At 55.5% G+C, this 16785-nt stretch carries 10 protein-coding genes, 1 tRNA gene and 1 pseudogene; 4 read left to right on the forward strand and 8 right to left on the reverse strand.

Annotation, left to right across the window (positions count from 1 at the left end):
* Positions 1–52: 52 nt before the first annotated feature.
* Complete coding sequence (locus tag L8I05_RS16040; protein WP_242170146.1) at positions 53–1402, reverse strand: M10 family metallopeptidase C-terminal domain-containing protein; 1350 nt, start codon at positions 1400–1402, stop codon at positions 53–55.
* 82 nt (positions 1403–1484) lie between these two features.
* On the reverse strand, positions 1485–2912 hold the full coding sequence (locus L8I05_RS16045; RefSeq protein WP_242170149.1) for a M10 family metallopeptidase C-terminal domain-containing protein: 1428 nt from the start codon (positions 2910–2912) through the stop codon (positions 1485–1487).
* Positions 2913–3788: 876 nt separating this feature from the next.
* Here L8I05_RS16045 and L8I05_RS16050 point away from each other — a divergent pair.
* From L8I05_RS16050 to L8I05_RS16060, 3 genes are all read left to right on the forward strand, one after another.
* Positions 3789–5417: a VWA domain-containing protein gene (locus tag L8I05_RS16050; protein ID WP_242170150.1), complete on the forward strand. Its 1629-nt coding sequence runs from the start codon at positions 3789–3791 to the stop codon at positions 5415–5417.
* A 154-nt stretch (positions 5418–5571) separates the two neighbouring features.
* Positions 5572–6144: an RNA polymerase sigma factor gene (locus L8I05_RS16055; protein WP_242170152.1), complete on the forward strand. Its 573-nt coding sequence runs from the start codon at positions 5572–5574 to the stop codon at positions 6142–6144.
* Entirely contained in the window at positions 6141–6725 is a 585-nt protein-coding gene (locus L8I05_RS16060) for a hypothetical protein (protein ID WP_242170154.1), read from the forward strand. Before L8I05_RS16055 ends, L8I05_RS16060 begins: the two co-directional genes overlap by 4 nt.
* A gap of 974 nt (positions 6726–7699) precedes the next feature.
* Here L8I05_RS16060 and L8I05_RS16065 read toward each other — a convergent pair.
* The 3 genes from L8I05_RS16065 to L8I05_RS16075 form a co-directional block, all read right to left on the reverse strand.
* Positions 7700–8368, reverse strand: coding sequence for a class I SAM-dependent methyltransferase (locus L8I05_RS16065; RefSeq protein WP_242170156.1), 669 nt, complete (start codon positions 8366–8368; stop codon positions 7700–7702).
* 90 nt (positions 8369–8458) lie between these two features.
* The gene (locus L8I05_RS16070; RefSeq protein WP_347341219.1) at positions 8459–12802 is read right to left on the reverse strand and encodes a glycosyltransferase; all 4344 of its coding nucleotides are present in this window, start codon (positions 12800–12802) and stop codon (positions 8459–8461) included.
* 213 nt (positions 12803–13015) lie between these two features.
* Complete coding sequence (locus L8I05_RS16075; protein WP_242170162.1) at positions 13016–14137, reverse strand: DegT/DnrJ/EryC1/StrS family aminotransferase; 1122 nt, start codon at positions 14135–14137, stop codon at positions 13016–13018.
* A gap of 675 nt (positions 14138–14812) precedes the next feature.
* On the opposite strand from L8I05_RS16075, the gene L8I05_RS16080 reads away from it, so the two are divergent.
* The gene (locus L8I05_RS16080) at positions 14813–15469 is read left to right on the forward strand and encodes an acetyltransferase (protein ID WP_242170166.1); all 657 of its coding nucleotides are present in this window, start codon (positions 14813–14815) and stop codon (positions 15467–15469) included.
* 255 nt (positions 15470–15724) lie between these two features.
* Here L8I05_RS16080 and L8I05_RS16085 read toward each other — a convergent pair whose 3' ends face one another.
* The 3 genes and pseudogenes from L8I05_RS16085 to L8I05_RS16095 form a co-directional block, all read right to left on the reverse strand.
* Complete coding sequence (locus L8I05_RS16085) at positions 15725–16063, reverse strand: hypothetical protein (RefSeq protein WP_242170168.1); 339 nt, start codon at positions 16061–16063, stop codon at positions 15725–15727.
* A 39-nt stretch (positions 16064–16102) separates the two neighbouring features.
* Positions 16103–16497: pseudogene (locus tag L8I05_RS16090) on the reverse strand (tyrosine-type recombinase/integrase); the annotation flags it as partial.
* Positions 16498–16622: 125 nt separating this feature from the next.
* Positions 16623–16699: transfer RNA gene (locus tag L8I05_RS16095), tRNA-Arg, on the reverse strand.
* Between the last annotated feature and the right edge of the window lie 86 nt (positions 16700–16785).

Consider the following 16785-nt stretch of genomic DNA (forward strand, 5'->3'; position numbering starts at 1 on the left):
CCGACGGCTTGCGCCTGGCGGCTCAAGCAGCGCGTTTACCTGAAGGTTATCGTTAGGTGATAAGGCCGCTGATATCGTGAGGCCTGATCAATCGGGTGCTCTTGAGCAGAAAGTCCGTGTGGCCATTGCCGGTAAGGTCAATGGCGACAAAGTACCGCTTGCTGTAGGGGTTGAACTTCACCACGGTGTCGCCGGTGCGCCCTGTGTAGGCGTTTACCAGCCGCAGTGGCGTGCGAGTGTTTTTGCTCAGGCCACTGAGGTCGATCCTGTCTTGGCCACTGACAAAATCGGTGATCAGGTCAGCGTTGGCCGCCGTCGAGTCACTGGCCTTGTCGTAGACAAATACGTCTGCGCCGCCGCCGCCCACCAGCGTGTCTGCGCCGCCCCCACCCTTTAATCGATTGTTCGCGTGGTTGCCGATCAACGTGTCGTCCTGGGCGCCGCCAATGGCGTTTTCCACCGTCACGCCTTTGGCGATGGAGACATTGCCTTTCATGCCGCCAACATCGGAGAACGCTTCGGCGTTCAAGTTGAGGGTTTGCTTCTGGTTGAAGCCGGAACAGTCCAACGTGTCGTTGCCACCACCGTCCCATATGCAAAAAACCGGTGCGTCCCGCGGCGACGTCAGGCTGTAATAGTCGCGCTCGGTATTGGAATTGAAACCGTAAACGGTATCGCCGCTGCGGGTGTTGAAGTTGGCGCCGTAGAGCGTCTGCACCGCTGCAATGTCGTGCAGCAAGGGCGCCGCCGAGTAGTGGGTCCACTCAGCGTTTTTCGAGAAATTTTGCCCACTCCTGATCTCGGGGTTGTAGCTCATCAGGCTGTAGGCTTGAGTGTCCTCGAGGTAATGACGTGCGACGGGTTGCCGGGTGTAGTCCCCAGGATGATCCAGCCCCAGCGAATGACCCACTTCATGCGCCATGACCTGTCGGTCGTAACGGTCGGGCTGCGGTCGAGCATGGCCGTTATCCAGCCACGCCTCGCCACCTTTTTTGAAATCCATGGGAAAGGGCAGGGATGCATAGGACTCGCCGTCACCGTCGTAAAGGCCCAGGGTCAGTCGGCCTTCGGTGCTGGTGCTGTTCTGCGAGAATTTGATGCGGGCGACATCGGCCCAGGCTTGCATGGCCATCCGCGCCCGTTTCTTTTGTTGCTCACTTAATTCGCTGGCGCCTTCGGGGGCATTGCTAACGGCGTGCGGGTTGTGTGGCGTAAAAAACTCATAGGCAATGTCGATGATGCCGTCGCGGTTCTTGTCTTGCCATTTGAAGCCTCGGGTGTGGCTGGTACGCAGCAGTTGCCTCGCGGCTTGATCGGTGGTGTAGGACGCCAAGGGCGTGTCCTGATAGGTGGACTCGGGTGAAGAAAGTGCCGAGTAAGTTTTGTGATTAACAGAGAACATCTACTTGAATCCTTTTAATAGACGAAGTGAAGCGTGAGCTTCATGGCTCATGGGTAAACAAACTTTCTTGGGGTTAATGCCTTTAACTAAAGCGGGTGGGTGATGTGCCCGAAGTTTTTATTAACTCGGTGAGATTGATTTTGTCTTTGCCACTGACGAAGTTGTTGATCAGATGGCTATTGTGATGGGGCGAATCACTGGCGTTTTCGTGAGTGTGTGAAATCGAACGGCGCACTCGCTGGTTGGGTGTCAGCGCGGACTGAATACTCGGGTCAGCGAGCGGCTGAGCAAGGTCGCCAGTGTTTGCGGCCGCGATGATATCCCCGGGTTTGACCTCCCCGTGGGTGCGTATCAGCAGGTCGGCTTTGCCGTCGCCCGTCAGGTCAATAGCCACGCTGCCTTTGCCACTTGTCTGGTCAAACAGGAGGACCGCATCACCCGCCTTGCCGGTCATTTCGCTGACAAATGCCAGGGCGGAGACATTCGCGTTCTTCATGGCGTTGGACACATCGATTTTGTCGCTGCCACTGATGAAATCCATCAGCGTGTCCGGGTTATCCGGCGTGGAGTCGCTGGCGCTGTTGTAGTCAAACGTATCCGCGCCGCCACCGCCGCGGATGCGGTCGCCCCCAGCGCCGCCGGTGAAGCGGTTATCGGCGTCGTTACCGATTATTGCGTCGTCGCCTGAACCGCCTATGGCGTTTTCCAGGGTGACGCCCCGGGCGATGGACACATTGCCCTTGAGCCCGCCGACATCGGAGTACGAGCCCGCCCTGAGATTAATGGTCTGGTTGGCCCTGTAGCCGGAGACGTCCAGGGTGTCATTGCCACCCCCGTCCCAGATGCAGAACACCGCAGCTTCGCGGTTGGATTTGAGGGTGTAGTGGTCCCGCTGGCTATTGGAGTTGAACCCATACGTGGTGTCGCCCTGACGGATTTGACGATTCACACCATAGAGTTTTTGGATGGCGGAAATGTCATCCATCATGGGAGACCCTGGGTTGGCTCCCCCCAATCGTTTGCCGCTTTTTGCCGCGTTGTAGTAACTCATGACGGTGTGGGCCTTGGAGTCCTGCGCGTGGCTCCATGAGTCTGGGCGCAGTTCGCCGTCGTAGTCGCCGCCATGTTTGAGCCCCAGGGCGTGACCTGTTTCATGAATCAAGTCGAAGGGTGTGACCCGGGTGGCGTTGTACTGGGTCGAGCCTGCGTCGGGACGGTTTCCTGGGTAGGCGCCGAAGGCGGTGGGCACTCCCGATATGCCAAACGACATTTTCCCCTCGGCGCGTGAGCCATTTTCCTCGAAGACCAGGTTGGAAACGTCGCTCCACGCCTGTACCGCACGGCGCGCCATCGCTTGCTGGTTCTGGTTGAACTGCCCGAAACCTCGGTTGAAGGAGTAACCCACCGAGACTTTGCCGTCGCCATTTCGGTCAACCCACCTGGTGTTGCCCCGCGTGAGGTTGTCGCTTGCCTGGCGTGCATCGAAAGAACGTTTATTCAGGTTGGCCACATACGGGTCGTCGGGGCGCAGCGTGGGGTCTTTACCGTCCCAGCTGCGTTTGGTCGGTGTATCGGACGGGATGGGATGGGGTGTAGTTGCAGGCTTTTGCGGGCGTCTTGTGGATGGCTCAGTGAAGGGGTGTACGTAGGGCTGCTGGGTCCTTGGTTGTACGAAAGGGCGTATATAGGGATGCCGAAAGAATGGCTGCAGGAATAGACCAAGAATTCTGAGGCCGGGAGCGTATTGAGGCACCGGTCGAAGAGTCGGACCCAGGTTATTTTCGGCGTGGTTCGGTTGTAGAAATACAAGTGGCCTGAAGTCAATTCGCATGAGCGCAATCCATGTTTTTGTTGTGAGATGGATTCCTTTTTTTAGGGGAAGTGCACGTCCGTTTGCTGGAAATACCTTCGCACTCTATAAATGAATTGCCAATGGGGTATATGTTTCTTGAGTGTCTTGATGGCGCAGTGTGTCATGCTTGGTAACAGCGATTGTGTTTATTTTTGCGTTAAACAGCCTGTGTGGAGTATTGATTTTAAAAGCATTGCTTGCAGAAGAAAAAAGTGTGTTTTTAAATTGTGTTTAGTACGTCTTCTTTGGAAATACAGAAATTTTTACAGTGTGAATATTGTTGTTAAGAGTTTTAGGGCGCGGCGAGGAGAATATAACAGTCAAGTGCCTTAGTTATCGAAGTTTCCTACGGGCCATCAAGTTATATTGAAACTTGTTTTGCTGAAGTGCTGACAACTCTCTGTTCTTTGAACTGACAAGGCGCCGACCGCCGAAAGGCGAGCGTGTGGCGAGGAATGACGATCCTTAACCCGAACCAGAGGTGTTTTGCGTCTGAACCTGTGAACGGATTATTGACTGTTGAGGTTCAGCACCATGCCACAAGCTCCCTTATTTTTGCGTCCCATCGCTGGCGGCGTTGTCGTTACCGTGCTGCTGGTGGCGCTTGCCGGTTGCGGGCTGTCATCCTCTCAAGAGGCCGCCCAGCCTGCCGCGCCAACCCCAGCCACACCCCGTCCCGAGGCGGCTTTGATCAAGCGAGCGGCGGTCCCTGCGTTACTGGCTGCGCCAAGGGTCATGCACGACGCAGCCATGCCGGATCGGGTCGAACCTTCAGAGCACTACCAGAACTTGCCCGAAAACCCGGTCTACAGCGTCGCACAACAGCCTGTTTCGACCTTCAGTGCAGACGTCGACACCGGCAGTTATGCCAACGTGAGACGTTTTCTCAACCAAGGTAGCCTGCCGCCTGACGGCGCTGTGCGCCTGGAGGAAATGGTCAATTACTTCCCTTATGACTACACGCTGCCCACCGACGGCTCACCGTTTGGCGTGACCACCGAAGTCGCCCCCACGCCATGGAACCCGCACACCCGACTGCTGCGCATCGGCATCAAGGCCTGCGACCGCGCCGTGGCGGACCTGGCGCCAGCCAACCTGGTGTTTCTGGTGGACGTGTCCGGCTCCATGGACCGCCGCGAAGGCTTGCCGCTGGTGAAAAGCACGCTGAAATTGTTGGTGGACCAGCTGCGCGAGCAGGACCGTGTGGCGTTGGTGGTCTACGCCGGTGAGTCGCGTGTGGTGCTCGAACCCACCTCCGGGCGTGAAAAAACCAGGATCCGCAACGCCATCGACCAACTTACCGCTGGCGGCACCACTGCGGGGGCGTCCGGTATTGAACTGGCCTACCAGATGGCCCGCGCCGGCTTTATCGATAAGGGTATCAACCGCATCCTGCTGGCCACCGACGGTGATTTCAATGTCGGCGTCAGCGATTTCGACAGCCTCAAGCAGATGGCCGCCAACCAGCGTAAAAGCGGCGTATCCCTGACCACCCTGGGCTTCGGTGTGGATAACTACAACGAACACTTGATGGAACAATTGGCCGACGCGGGCGATGGTAATTACGCCTACATCGACAATCTGCGGGAGGCGCGAAAAGTACTCGTCGACCAGCTCAGTTCAACCCTGGCGGTGGTGGCGCGGGATGTGAAATTGCAGGTGGAGTTCAACCCGGCCCAGGTCAGTGAATACCGGCTGCTGGGCTATGAAAACCGCGCCTTGAAGCGGGAGGACTTCAGCAACGACAAGGTCGACGCTGGCGAGATCGGCGCAGGGCATACCGTGACCGCGCTGTACGAAATTGTGCCGAAGGGCCAAAAGGGTTGGTTGGAGCCATTGCGCTACGCCGCTGCGCCCGCGGCTGAAAACACATCGGCTGAGTTGGCGCTGCTGCGCGTGCGCTACAAGCCTGCGGCGGGTGGTGACAGCCAATTGATCGAACGGCCCATCAGCAATGTGTCGACCCAGGCCAGCGACGACCTGCGTTTCTCGGCGGCCGTTGCAGCCTTCGCCCAACAGCTCAAGGGCGATGGCCGCTACACTGGCAACATGAGCCTGCAGGACACCGCCGCACTGGCCCGCTCGGCCCGCGGCGATGACCCGTTCGGGTTGCGCAACGAGTTCGTGCAACTGGTTGAGTTGGCGCAGAGCCTGAAGCACTGATCTTGAGTCCAACGAAGCTCCAATGTGGGAGCTGGCTTGCCAGCGATAGCGGTCTGTCAGCACCGCAAATGCTGCCTGACCCACCGCTATCGCGGGCAAGCCCGGCTCCCACACTTGAAAAGTTTTAACGTCTCGAAAGGAGTTCGCTCACTACATGGCCGTTCCAGATGAATCACCCAGCGACGAAGCGCTGCTGGCCCGCTACCGAAGCGGTGACGCCGCCGCGTTCGAGGTTTTGTACGCGCGGCACCGTCAAGGGCTGTACCGGTTTCTGGTGTCCCTGAGCAACAAGGCCGAGCTGGCCGAAGAGGTTTACCAGGAGACCTGGCTCAGCCTGATCCGCAGCAGCACCCAGCCACAGGGCCGGGCGAGTTTTCGTACATGGCTTTTCCAGATTGCCCGCAACCGTCTGATCGATCACTGGCGCAAGCACGGCGTGCATAACCCGCTGCATGACAGCTACGACGAGCAACTGCACGCCCAGCCCGATGACTGCCCCGGTCCCGAGCAGCAACTGAGCCTGAGCCGCGACCACGCGCGCCTCGACGCTGCACTGCAAGATTTGCCCGAAGACCAGCGCGAAGTCTTCCTGCTGCGCCTGCACGGCGACCTCGAAGTGCCGCAAATCGCCGCCCTCACTGGCGCTCCGCTGGAAACCGTAAAAAGCCGCCTGCGCTACGCCCAGCAGAAACTGCGCCGCCTGCTGGCCGAGGAGATACCCGCATGACCGACTCACGCCAAACACCTGACGACGAGCTGCTCCCGCATTTTCGTCAACACAGCCAGGGCGAACCGCCAGCGTCCATCGACGCCTTCATCCTCAACACCGCCCGCCATGAAGCCCCCGCGCGACAGCCGAACCTGTGGCAACGCTGGCTGCAATCCTGCCGCCAACCGCGCTGGCAAATGGCATTCGCCACCGTCGCCGGCGTAGCGCTGATGCTCGGCGTAGTGATGCGCTCACCCGTGCCGCAACCAGAGATCTCCACAGCCACCTTCTCCACGCTCAATCAGGAAGCCGCCCGCCCGGCGCCGCAAGCGTTCTCGGCACCCGCGCCCATGGCCCGCATGGCCGCCGCGCCGCCCGTGCAGGCCGAGGCCGCCAGCGTGTTGGCGGATGAACCGGCGGCAAAGGTCAGCAAGCGTGCGGCGATTGTGCTGCCGTCGTTGGAGCAGGGGTTGCAGGAGATTGTGGATCTGCGCCTGGCTGGCGAAACCCGAGCGGCGGATGAAAAGCTGCTGGCGTTGCATAAGCGCTTCCCCAAGGAAGACTTGCCTGCGCGGTTGGAGGTGTTGCAGAAGCGGTAAATAGCGCCCACAAAAAAGCCCCAGGCCTTTCGACCTGGGGCTTTTTCATCTGTATCTGGTGCCCCGGCGTCGTTTGAACTGGGCGGTGATGCTGCCGTATTTACTGGGCCTTGTAGGCGTTGTATCGGTTAGGCATACACGTGGGCATACATGGCCCTTTCTGCTGCGCTTGGATTTACGCCTTCGGTGTGAGCTTTTCCATCTCGGGAGGACGTTGTTTCAGCTCCGTCTCACGGATTATGCGGCCAGTCGTACCATCAAGCTTAAATAGGGTTCTGCCCACGAGTAGAAACGTACTTTTGCTGTCCGCCAGGATCAAATGGCCTACCAGGCGTTCGCCCTTGTCGGTTACCACGGTATCCACCGCTTCGAGGTCCCCGGCAGTTTCTAACTGGGTATACCTTTTAAAATCTGCAAGCCGTAGATCAACAGCGCAGCCTGCGATGCTAGCGCTCCAAATGTAATCAGTTTGAACGCCAAGTCTGTATTGGTTTTCATCTCCTTGGCAGCTGGGTCATCTAACGTCTCGTGATGTGCAGGGGCTGAGGAAGCAGTGACGTGGATGGGTGTAAGCAGCTCTACCCTCAGCGGTTTGTCTCTGCGCCAGAGCATGGTGTTTCCTACTCCAGTGGGTGACCGGAGAAAATACCCCGAATCTGGTGGGAGGTGCCGGAGGTTACTGAAATTTCAATCGTTGAAATTGAAAGGATCTTGAAGAAAAAAGGCCCATCGTTACAGCTTCTGTAAAGGTGGCTGTATCTGTTGCTGATAGTGAACACCCGAAGGGCGTCAACCATGGTGATGGGTGTCAACCACGTCAACCTGTCAACCAACTTAAAAAATCCAGCCGCTAACACGAACGCGCGGGTTTCCTACCCCGTCCCATTCAGGAATGAGTCAAGAATGTTCTAGGAGGAGCGGACCTCGCCTGGTACCTGCAACCACCACCCGACCCGTTCGCTCGCAATCAAAGCTTACATTCGTTGCAGCACGTAACTGTTCTCGAAGCCATGCACACTACCCAGCACGTTGAAACCTTGAAAGAACCCGGTTGCTCTTAGCAGGTCGACAGTCGGACCAACCTCTGGCGAATGCTGAAAGTCGCGGTAGTCGTCTAATACGATGAAGCCGCCCGAGACTACGCTTGGCGAATACAGCAAGAAGTCCAGCACCACGTTGCGACGGGTGTGGCCACCATCGATATGCAACAGCGCGACGTTGGGCGCGAGGTTGTAGAAACGTTCGGCACTCAGTTCCGAAAAGCCCCGGATCACCTGCGCATTGGGCAACATCAGGTCCTTGTAGTAACTAAACTCTTCGAACTGGTTTGGCAATTCGAACGGGTCAATACCAATGATACGACGCTCGTGGTTGCATACCTCATTCATCAGCATCAACGATTTGCCCTTCCACACGCCAATTTCCACCACATCACCCGGCAGCTCGGCAACCAGAAAGGTAAGGTAGCCCAATAAACGTACTTGATCATGGAACGACAACTCGCGACGCTCCATTGCGAGCTCAGCCGGCAAGCTGTCCTGCGCCTGCTCGAAATGCTGGCCGATAAACTCCCAGATCTGCGTGATGTTGTCAGTCAACGCCGGGTCGCTGGTAAATTCGTTGAGCGCTTGAAGAGTGATCATAGTTTTCTCTGCGTACTTCTAATGATTACGAGGGAAGCTCTGAAAAAGACTTCCAGAATTGATAAGACATTGAAATCACAAGCGGATCAGTCAATCCCTAAACCATGCATTTCGCCAAGCAACCAAGTGTTCATCCCGGAGCATCCATTTATCGACTACAGCGCTGCGTAGAGCATCTCCGGCAAGAGCACTGGCGCGTGGTTCAGCAAGATGTTCGCGGATAGCGTCAATCCATTCTTTTGACGTGTTCTTGACCCGAGTCACTGGCAAGTCACCACGATAACAAAGGATGTCCGAGCAGATTACGGGGAAGCCGCAGGCGCCATATTCCAACAACCGTAAGTTGCTTTTACAGGCGTTGAAAAAATTGTCTTCCAAAGGCGCCAACGCCAGGTCCAGATTCAAGTCGGCCAGCCGTGCAGGATATTTCTCGATATTGACGCCCTTATGGAACTCATGAACATACGGACGAAGCTCAGGTGGGCACATGCCCATAAATACCCATTCCACTTCGCCAGCCAGTTCACGAACGACATCGGCGATCACTTGCAAGTCACCGCCGTGGCTCGACCCGCCCGCCCAACCAACCCGAGGTTTCCGACCTTGTTGACGGTAGCTCATCAGCCCGCTCCACCAATGACTTGGCAGGCGATTCTCTACGACACGAATGTCAGCGTTAAAACCCTTTAACGCACTCGCCAGGGGCTGGGTCGACACCACCAGCCGGTCGCACATACCTACAGCTTTCTTCAGGCGCTTGGCGATATCCTGGGGAAACAGTTCTCGGCTCGGGTTGCTGCTGGGTATTTTAAGAACATAGTCATCCAGCTCGTAAACCTTGAAAGCGCTGGAGAATGCCTTGGTGTTCTGGATGATTTCCAGCTGAGGCGTCGTGCATTGCCGTTGGAAAATGATCGTGTCTGGCGCCAAGCGATGCAGCTCCACGGGATGAAGCAGGCCATCACTTATCGTACCCTCTATCAGGCGTGCGGCTTCAAGGGCTGCGAAGGGCTGGCGAACCCGATAGTTTCCGCTGCCGAAAGCGTCGGCGGGACAGCACAGCGCGTAAGGCAAAGAGCGACCGGCTAGCGGTTCCCAGGCGACGTCGCTACGGCATTCGTAGCCAAAGCCGCCGCCTTCCAAGGTTAGGTTGGGGTTGTAGGCAGGGTCACTGGCGAGCCGGGGCAGCCAATTCTTGTACATCACCGATTGCTCGCGCTTGAAACGCTCTTGCTTGGCTTTTAACTTCGTCTTGTCGACCTTATTCTGGCTGACGTTAGCTTCATGCATGACCACCGCATAAGGCGTCCAAACGATCAGTTGCCCGGCTTGGCCGACTTTCAGGCACAGATCAACATCATTATAAGAAACCCCTAGGTTGATCTCGTCCATTCCACCCACCTGGCGGTACAGCTCGGTGCGGATCATCAGACAGGCGGCGGTCACGGCGCTGTAATTTTGGTCAACCTGGAGACGGTGCAGGTAGCCATTGGACTGCATAGGAGCGCCGATGAATGCGTGGTCCGCCAAGCCACGTAAGCCGAGCACCACACCTCCATGCTGAATAGTCCCGTCGAGGAATAGCAATTTGGCGCCGACTATCCCAACTTCTGGCCGCTGAGCGTGATGGAGCAGCGCACCCAGCCACTCCCCATCAATGACGGCAGTGTCATTGTTGAGCAACACAAGGTAATCACCACGGGCGTGTCTGACGGCAAAATTATTGATCGCCGAATAGTTGAAAGCGTGGGGATAACGCAAGATGCGCACCTTTTCGCTGTTCAGACGCTCCATACCCGCGAACCAATTTTTTGCTTCAACCGTTTCACTGTTGTTGTCGACGATTATGAGTTCGAAGTTCGTGTAAAGGGTTTTTTCCATCACGCTTTCGACGCAACGCATCAGCATCGGCAGTTGGTCTTTAGTGGGAATCACGATGGACACCAACGGCTGCGAGGTGTGTTGGTAAACCACCCGATTGACCATCGGTAAAGGTCCCGGGCGCAACTCATGAGCGACGCCCAGGCGTTGCAGGTGCGCCTCGACTATAGCCGGGGAGTACTTCACGACCTGGGATTCGACCAGCCATTGGCCCAAGTTGATTGCATGATGTACCAGCACTTCACTGATGTGTCCGACAGTGCCCAGTCCATTCACTTCAATCAACCGATAAAGCAGGTCGTGGGGTGCCAGTTCGGCGAAAGCGAGATCGAAGCCATGGACACCCAGCGCGGCCGCTCGGTTGAAGGCCAACGCTCGGCCGACATACGGATAACTGCGCAACAAGTCCAGGTTCAGGTCCGGTTTGAATATCGGGTCTTGGCAACCATTTGAGGTAAGCGTGTCTTCATCGCTGTAGCAAACGCTGATACCTGGGTTCAGGGCTATGCCCTCCGCGAGTAGCAGCAGGGCGTGGGAGTCGAGTTGGTCTCCTCCCCGAAGCAAATAGCACCATTCGACATTGATCTCATGCAGCAGCTCATTCAGCTGACTTGGCCAGCATTCAGCGAGTGGTAACCACACCAAGTTGTCGCAAGCTTCTACCCCTACAGGCTCGACGTTTGAAAGCACCGCAATGGCTGCCGCGCCGTAAAGCTGGCGATCAATGCTTTCCAAGCTGGAACGTAACTGCGCTATGTCACCTGTGGTGTCAGTCAATACCACCAGAATGTTTGTGTGCTGCGGCCAATTCGCAAGCCGTGCGGGTAACCCTTCGAACTCAGCGGCAGATAGTTGCCGGGTATCCAGCCAGCGACGATACAGATTGATATCGCGTTGCTCTTTACCAACATTTGCCAGCACGCCGAAAAACCGTTCCACGGCGTGGGCCATCGTGCCGTCCAACTGGCCGCATTCAGGCTCAAAGTCTTTGTCGGTCAATTGCATCCGTGCTAAGTGCGCCAGCACCTCGGTACGCACAAAGAACATGGTACCGCCAAAAAAATCGGCCTGGTCCATTCGTTGTGGGTCAATGCCAGCACGCTTAGCCAGGAAAAGTAGGTGAGAGCGGTTTTGTCCATTAAGGTTTTGGGTTACGGGCTGCCGGAACGCCTCAGTGCCGATCAGCGGGTGGTGCATTGGATCAGCTAGGTATTCTACCGATTGGCTGAAGCGCGCCGGGTTTAGCAGATCATTGAAAAGGTCTTGGGCCCAAGAGTCTTCCACACCCATGTGCAGCGAGCGCTTGGTGTGAAGTTTGATCAGCGTGTGGATGTTGTCTGCACGTAAAAACGGCAACACTCGCAGGAACGGCAAAATATCCCTGCCGTGATTGGGTACCCGATACAACGAATAGCTCAGCCCGCTTGCTGCCAGCAGGTCGCGCACCTCTTTATCGGCACCTCCCACGCAGGTTACGTACAGGTGCAGGTGTTCATTCAATTTCATCAACCGAAGCAAAATTTCTTGCAGCACACTCGGGTAATACGCATGGATAACGACACCGACTGGCGGCTTACCTTCTTCAAGCGAAGGCTGACCTGAGAAGAGGACTTCGCACTGCTCGGCAAAGGGGGTAATGCTGCTGGCTGTATAGAGGTTCTGGGTATCAGGCGCCAGGTAAGCCTCTCGCAAACGAAACAGTTGAAAGGCCTGATCGGCTGACAACGGCGCACGGCGCACTTGCTTTAACGGCTGTGGGTTATACAGTCCCAGGGCATGTATCTGATTGATAAATCTTGCATGACCCTCTGCGAACAAAGCTGGCATGTCTGGCTGTTTCTGGCGCTGTTCAGCGTGATGGCGAAAGAGCGACAAAGGCTCACTTAGAAACGCTAAGTGGCCGCGCTGAAGTAAGTTCACATACAACGACAGGTCGTTGATAGCATCAACGAGCACGCCTCCAAGGGCGCAAATATTCGGAACCTTGTCTACCAACTGAGCCCGTCGAAACATGACGGTGGTGGGTTCGCCAATAAAGTTAACGGGCCAGTCACAGAGCAGTGAAATAAGGTCTGCACCATGAAGGCAGACATCTTCGCCAAATACTTCAGACGTCTCGAGGATGTCTGGCAGCGTCTCACCTTGGGCATCTATCAAACGGCGCCGCGAGGTGACTAACGATATGTCGGTGCGAGCATCCAGCACAGCGGCCATGCGCGTTACACAATCTGTCAGTAATACGTCATCGTCGTTGAGAAACTTGATGTACTCGCCCCTGGCTTCTTCCAGCCCACGGGTGAGGTTAAGCAGGCCGCCCAATTGCTGTTCGTTTCGCAGGTAACGGATCGGCACCGTGGTTTGTGCAGCAAGACGTTCGGTGATCAAACGAATACCATCGCCGCGACAGTCATCGTTGATCACGATTTCGATATTCGCGTAGCACTGGTTGAGCGCACTGTTCAGCGCGGCTTCGAAGAAACGCGGGTTGTAAGCCGGTATCGCGATGCTGACAAGCGGCAAGCGCTCAGCCAAGAGGGGATTTGTCATGCTCATACCAATTTGCATAAGGGACGAAGGTAGAACTTGCTTAAGCCGCTTTCACTGCCTGGGCGGTTGCAGGTACGGCCTGATCGCATACACGGTGCCAGTAATAGTTCTTGGGTCATTGGCGTATACCTGAGCGAAGTAATTCCAGGAACTGATGATTTGCCATATTGGCGCCAGTGACTATGACGACCAGAGGCTTTTCACAAGGCATAACGGTCATTAACTCACCTGCTTTTCAGCAAGCGACTCAGCCAGGCAATCGATAACTCTTCGGATGCTTGCATCGTTCAATGAAAGATGAAATGGCAAACCCAACAGGCGTTCAGCCAGGAGATCAACTATTGGCAGCGGGCCCTTCGCGAACGCCTGAAAGGCCGGATGGTCTTGCAAGGGTGGGCAGTACCAGCGGCGGGTTTCGATGTCTTTGCCCAGCAGCCGCAGTTGAATATCAGCAGCCCGGAATCCCTCGGGCAGTAGCACCAGCATCAGGCTGTAAACGCCATCCATGGGCTTGGCCTGAAGTTTCAGCGCGGGAATTTTTTCCAGAAGCTGCTCGGTGTAGTGTTGATGCAGGTTGCGGCGTGCTTCAGCAACGGTTGGCCAGTTGTCCAGGGCAGCCAATGCAACAGCGGCGTGATATTCGCTCATCTTGCCGTTCTCACCCGCCTCGAAGACTAGCCCGCCGCTGTGTGCATCGATACCGAAGTTACTCAACGTTCGCATGCTCTGGGCATAGGCATGGTTGCGCGAAGCGACGAAACCCCCTTCTCCACCACCGAGGGCCTTAGTGGCGTGCAGGCTGAAGGCGACTTTGGTGGTCACGCCGATCTTCTGATTACCCCAGGCACCTGCGGCGTCGATAACAACAGGGATTCCGGTTTCGGCACTGAACAGGTCCCAGCCTGCGACATCCTGGGGGCAGCCGTAAGTGGATACTGGCATCACTGCGTCGAATGGCATTTCAGGGAGTGCTGCGCGTGCGATAGCGGGCGTCAGCAACCAGCTTTCGGAGTTTACGTCACTGATCAAGGGAGTGAGCCCTGCCCTGATGATCGCAGTTGCCGTGGCGACGAATGTCAATCCGGGCACCAGCACGCGGGCCCCGCGGCGTAGCTTCAAAGCTTCCAAAGCTATTTGCAGCGCACAGGTACCATTCGCCATAGATACAACGTGTACCTGCGTTGGCTCCCGACTAAATGAGAGCGACAGCCGACGTTCAAGCTCGATTACAAGCGGGCCGAAGTTGGTGTACCACTGGTTTTCATCGATTTGCTGCCAGTAAGGGAGGATCTGCTCGACTTTAGGCACCTCAGGAACTAACAACTTGATGATGTTTTTCATGGTACACACTGCCGTCAATGAAATGTCGTCCCGTATTATCCAAAGAAGGCTTAAGCAGAAATCGCGCCAACTTCTAACTGCCCCTACCTCTGACGGGCTAACGGGCCCTTACACAGAACTGTATTATTTGAGATGTGACTGTTGACCCATTCAGCTGCCGCCATCCTTCAGCGAGAAGGCCGGCGACACGCATTATCCTGCTGGATGCCGAAGGCGAACCCCGGGACAACATTTCACGGTTGACGTGCTTTTCCAGCCCAACAATCAAGCTACGGTATCTGCTATGCGGCGGTGAAAATCAGGCAAACAGAGCATCCATGCTTCCCTATTCAATTCCCCCCCGACATCCAGTTTCTAGGTGTGGCGCGCTTATTTCGAGGCATCAAGGTGTGCCTGCGCGATGGCAATTTCGCCCCCGTGCTTGAGCTAGAAAGCGCAATTGCAACATCCAGGGGGTTACGCAATACTCAGCCAACCCAATATGTGTGGAGCGCAAAGGGAGAAAGGATTTTGAGCAAAATTCAACGAATGCTGGAGGCGCTTTAATCCGAAAATTATAACTAAGTTATTTCGAGAACCGCGCACTAGAACACTCAATGCGCTCCCTATACTGGAAACTTCGGCTGTAGAGTCGCTCAGACCAGGAATAATTCAGAAAAATTTTTAGGAGCGGAGATGAAAATTTACGCAATTGTAGGCGCCGGCGGTTTTGGGCGTGAGGTTGCACCTCTGGTCAACGCAATGTCGAGCGTGATAGATCAAGATAACTTCAAAATTATCTTCGTAGTCGATAATTTGAAAGATAACACCGTGAATGGCTATGATGTGGTGAGTACCGAGTCTTTCTTAAGCATGGAGGGGGAAAAGTTTTTCAACATCGCTATCGCTGACAGTAAACCGAGGCAGGAAATCTCCGAACGCCTTATTTCAGCGGGCATAACGCCATTCACTATTTCAGCTCTGAATGCCCTGAATTTGAGCAACAATACTATTGGTCAAGGCGCTATCCTCTGCCCATTTACCACTATTACTGCGAATGCAAAAATCGGTGACTTTTTTCACGCAAATATTTATTCGTATGTTGCCCATGACTGTGTGATTGGTAACTTTGTGACGTTCGCCCCTAACGTGCATTGCAATGGACGTGTCGTAATCGAAGATCATGCCTACATTGGAACTGGCGCGATTATTCGTCACGGCTCTCCCGACAGACCAATAGTCATTGGTGAGGGCGCCGTTGTTGGGATGGGGGCCGTTGTAACGAAAAGCGTGGCACCTTATACAACAGTACTTGGTAATCCAGCAAAGCCATTGCGCACGACTCAACAATAATCAACGCGAATAAATAATATGAAAAAAGTTAAGGTTACTGAATCGTCCCTAGCTTCGTAGACCCCAGGCGACCGCTTCTGGCCGAGGCTGTGTAAAAACGTTTTTCAGCGCGACAGGTACTCAAAACCTGACTAAAAATCGCGCTTCTATGCGAAATCCACATCTGCTGACGGGCCAATAAATTTCAGATTTAACGTAGACGCGCACACTTCAATTTTGGCGAAGCCTTTTTACACACTCTGGGCCGAAAGTGGTTTATTCATGGTTAGACCGATGGCAGACCCGAAACAGCCTGCCTTGCTCAGGCTGCTTCGGGGGAGGTGTGGGTTGGGCTGCCAGTAGGTCAATCAGGCTGTGTTGGCGCGAGCGATCTGCGAGCTCTCGCCAGGTCCAGCTTCCGAAGCGCTCACCCTGTTCAGGGATATCCAGCTTCATCAATGAAACCGGATCACGACTAATCAGGTTGCGTGCAGCCCACAACTTACCCCCGGTTTCCAGTAGCGCTTTCGCGACCTCGTTCCACTTTTCTTCTAACACGGTGTTTGCCAGATGAGCCGCTTCCTTCTCGATCTTGGAGTGTTCTTTCTGTGCCATAACAAAGACGGTGTTGCTACGGGGGATTGTGCTTTCTTACCTGCCAGGAAATAGGAGAGGGTACGCACCTGTCAGTGTCCGTAACTCAGTTAGCGCTTCTATTGCCTGTCGAGAGAGAGGCACCACATGTTCGCGACGACGTTTCATTCGCTCGGCTGGGATCGTCCATAGCTTTTTGGAGAGGTCGATTTCTCACAGCATGCTTCGCGGATCTCGCTCGGGCGCGATGCTAATAAGGAAAGCAAGCGAAGCCCATTGCGAACGTCCTTTGCGTGAGGGTAGGAGTTGATCGCTCGAAGTAGCGCAGGCAGTTCTTCAATCGAAACGTGTGCATAGTTTTCAGCGCTACGTGATTGCAGGAATTTGCTGAGACCTTCAAGAGGGTTGTGGACGGCTCGTCCTGTTATGCGGGCCAGATCATAGATCTCTTTGCAAAAGGCACACGGCGGGAAGTTATAGGGGTGGACAGGGATGGATAGCCAGAAACAAGAAAGCCCGCACGGGGCGGGCTTCTTGGGGGTGTTTCGTAGACTGTCCGAGACAGCCCGAGACTGCTATATGGTGCACCCGGCGGGATTCGAACCCACGACCCCTGCCTTCGGAGGGCAGTACTCTATCCAGCTGAGCTACGGATGCTTGTGCGGGAGACATCATACCCATGTCGCCCTTGGGCGTCCATGCCGGTCTTTGGCCGTTTATGGGTAGGAAATTGCTGCATAGCG

This window comes from Pseudomonas sp. MONT-RG-20F-20-E-7-02, assembly GCF_022662395.1.
Lineage (GTDB): Bacteria > Pseudomonadota > Gammaproteobacteria > Pseudomonadales > Pseudomonadaceae > Aquipseudomonas.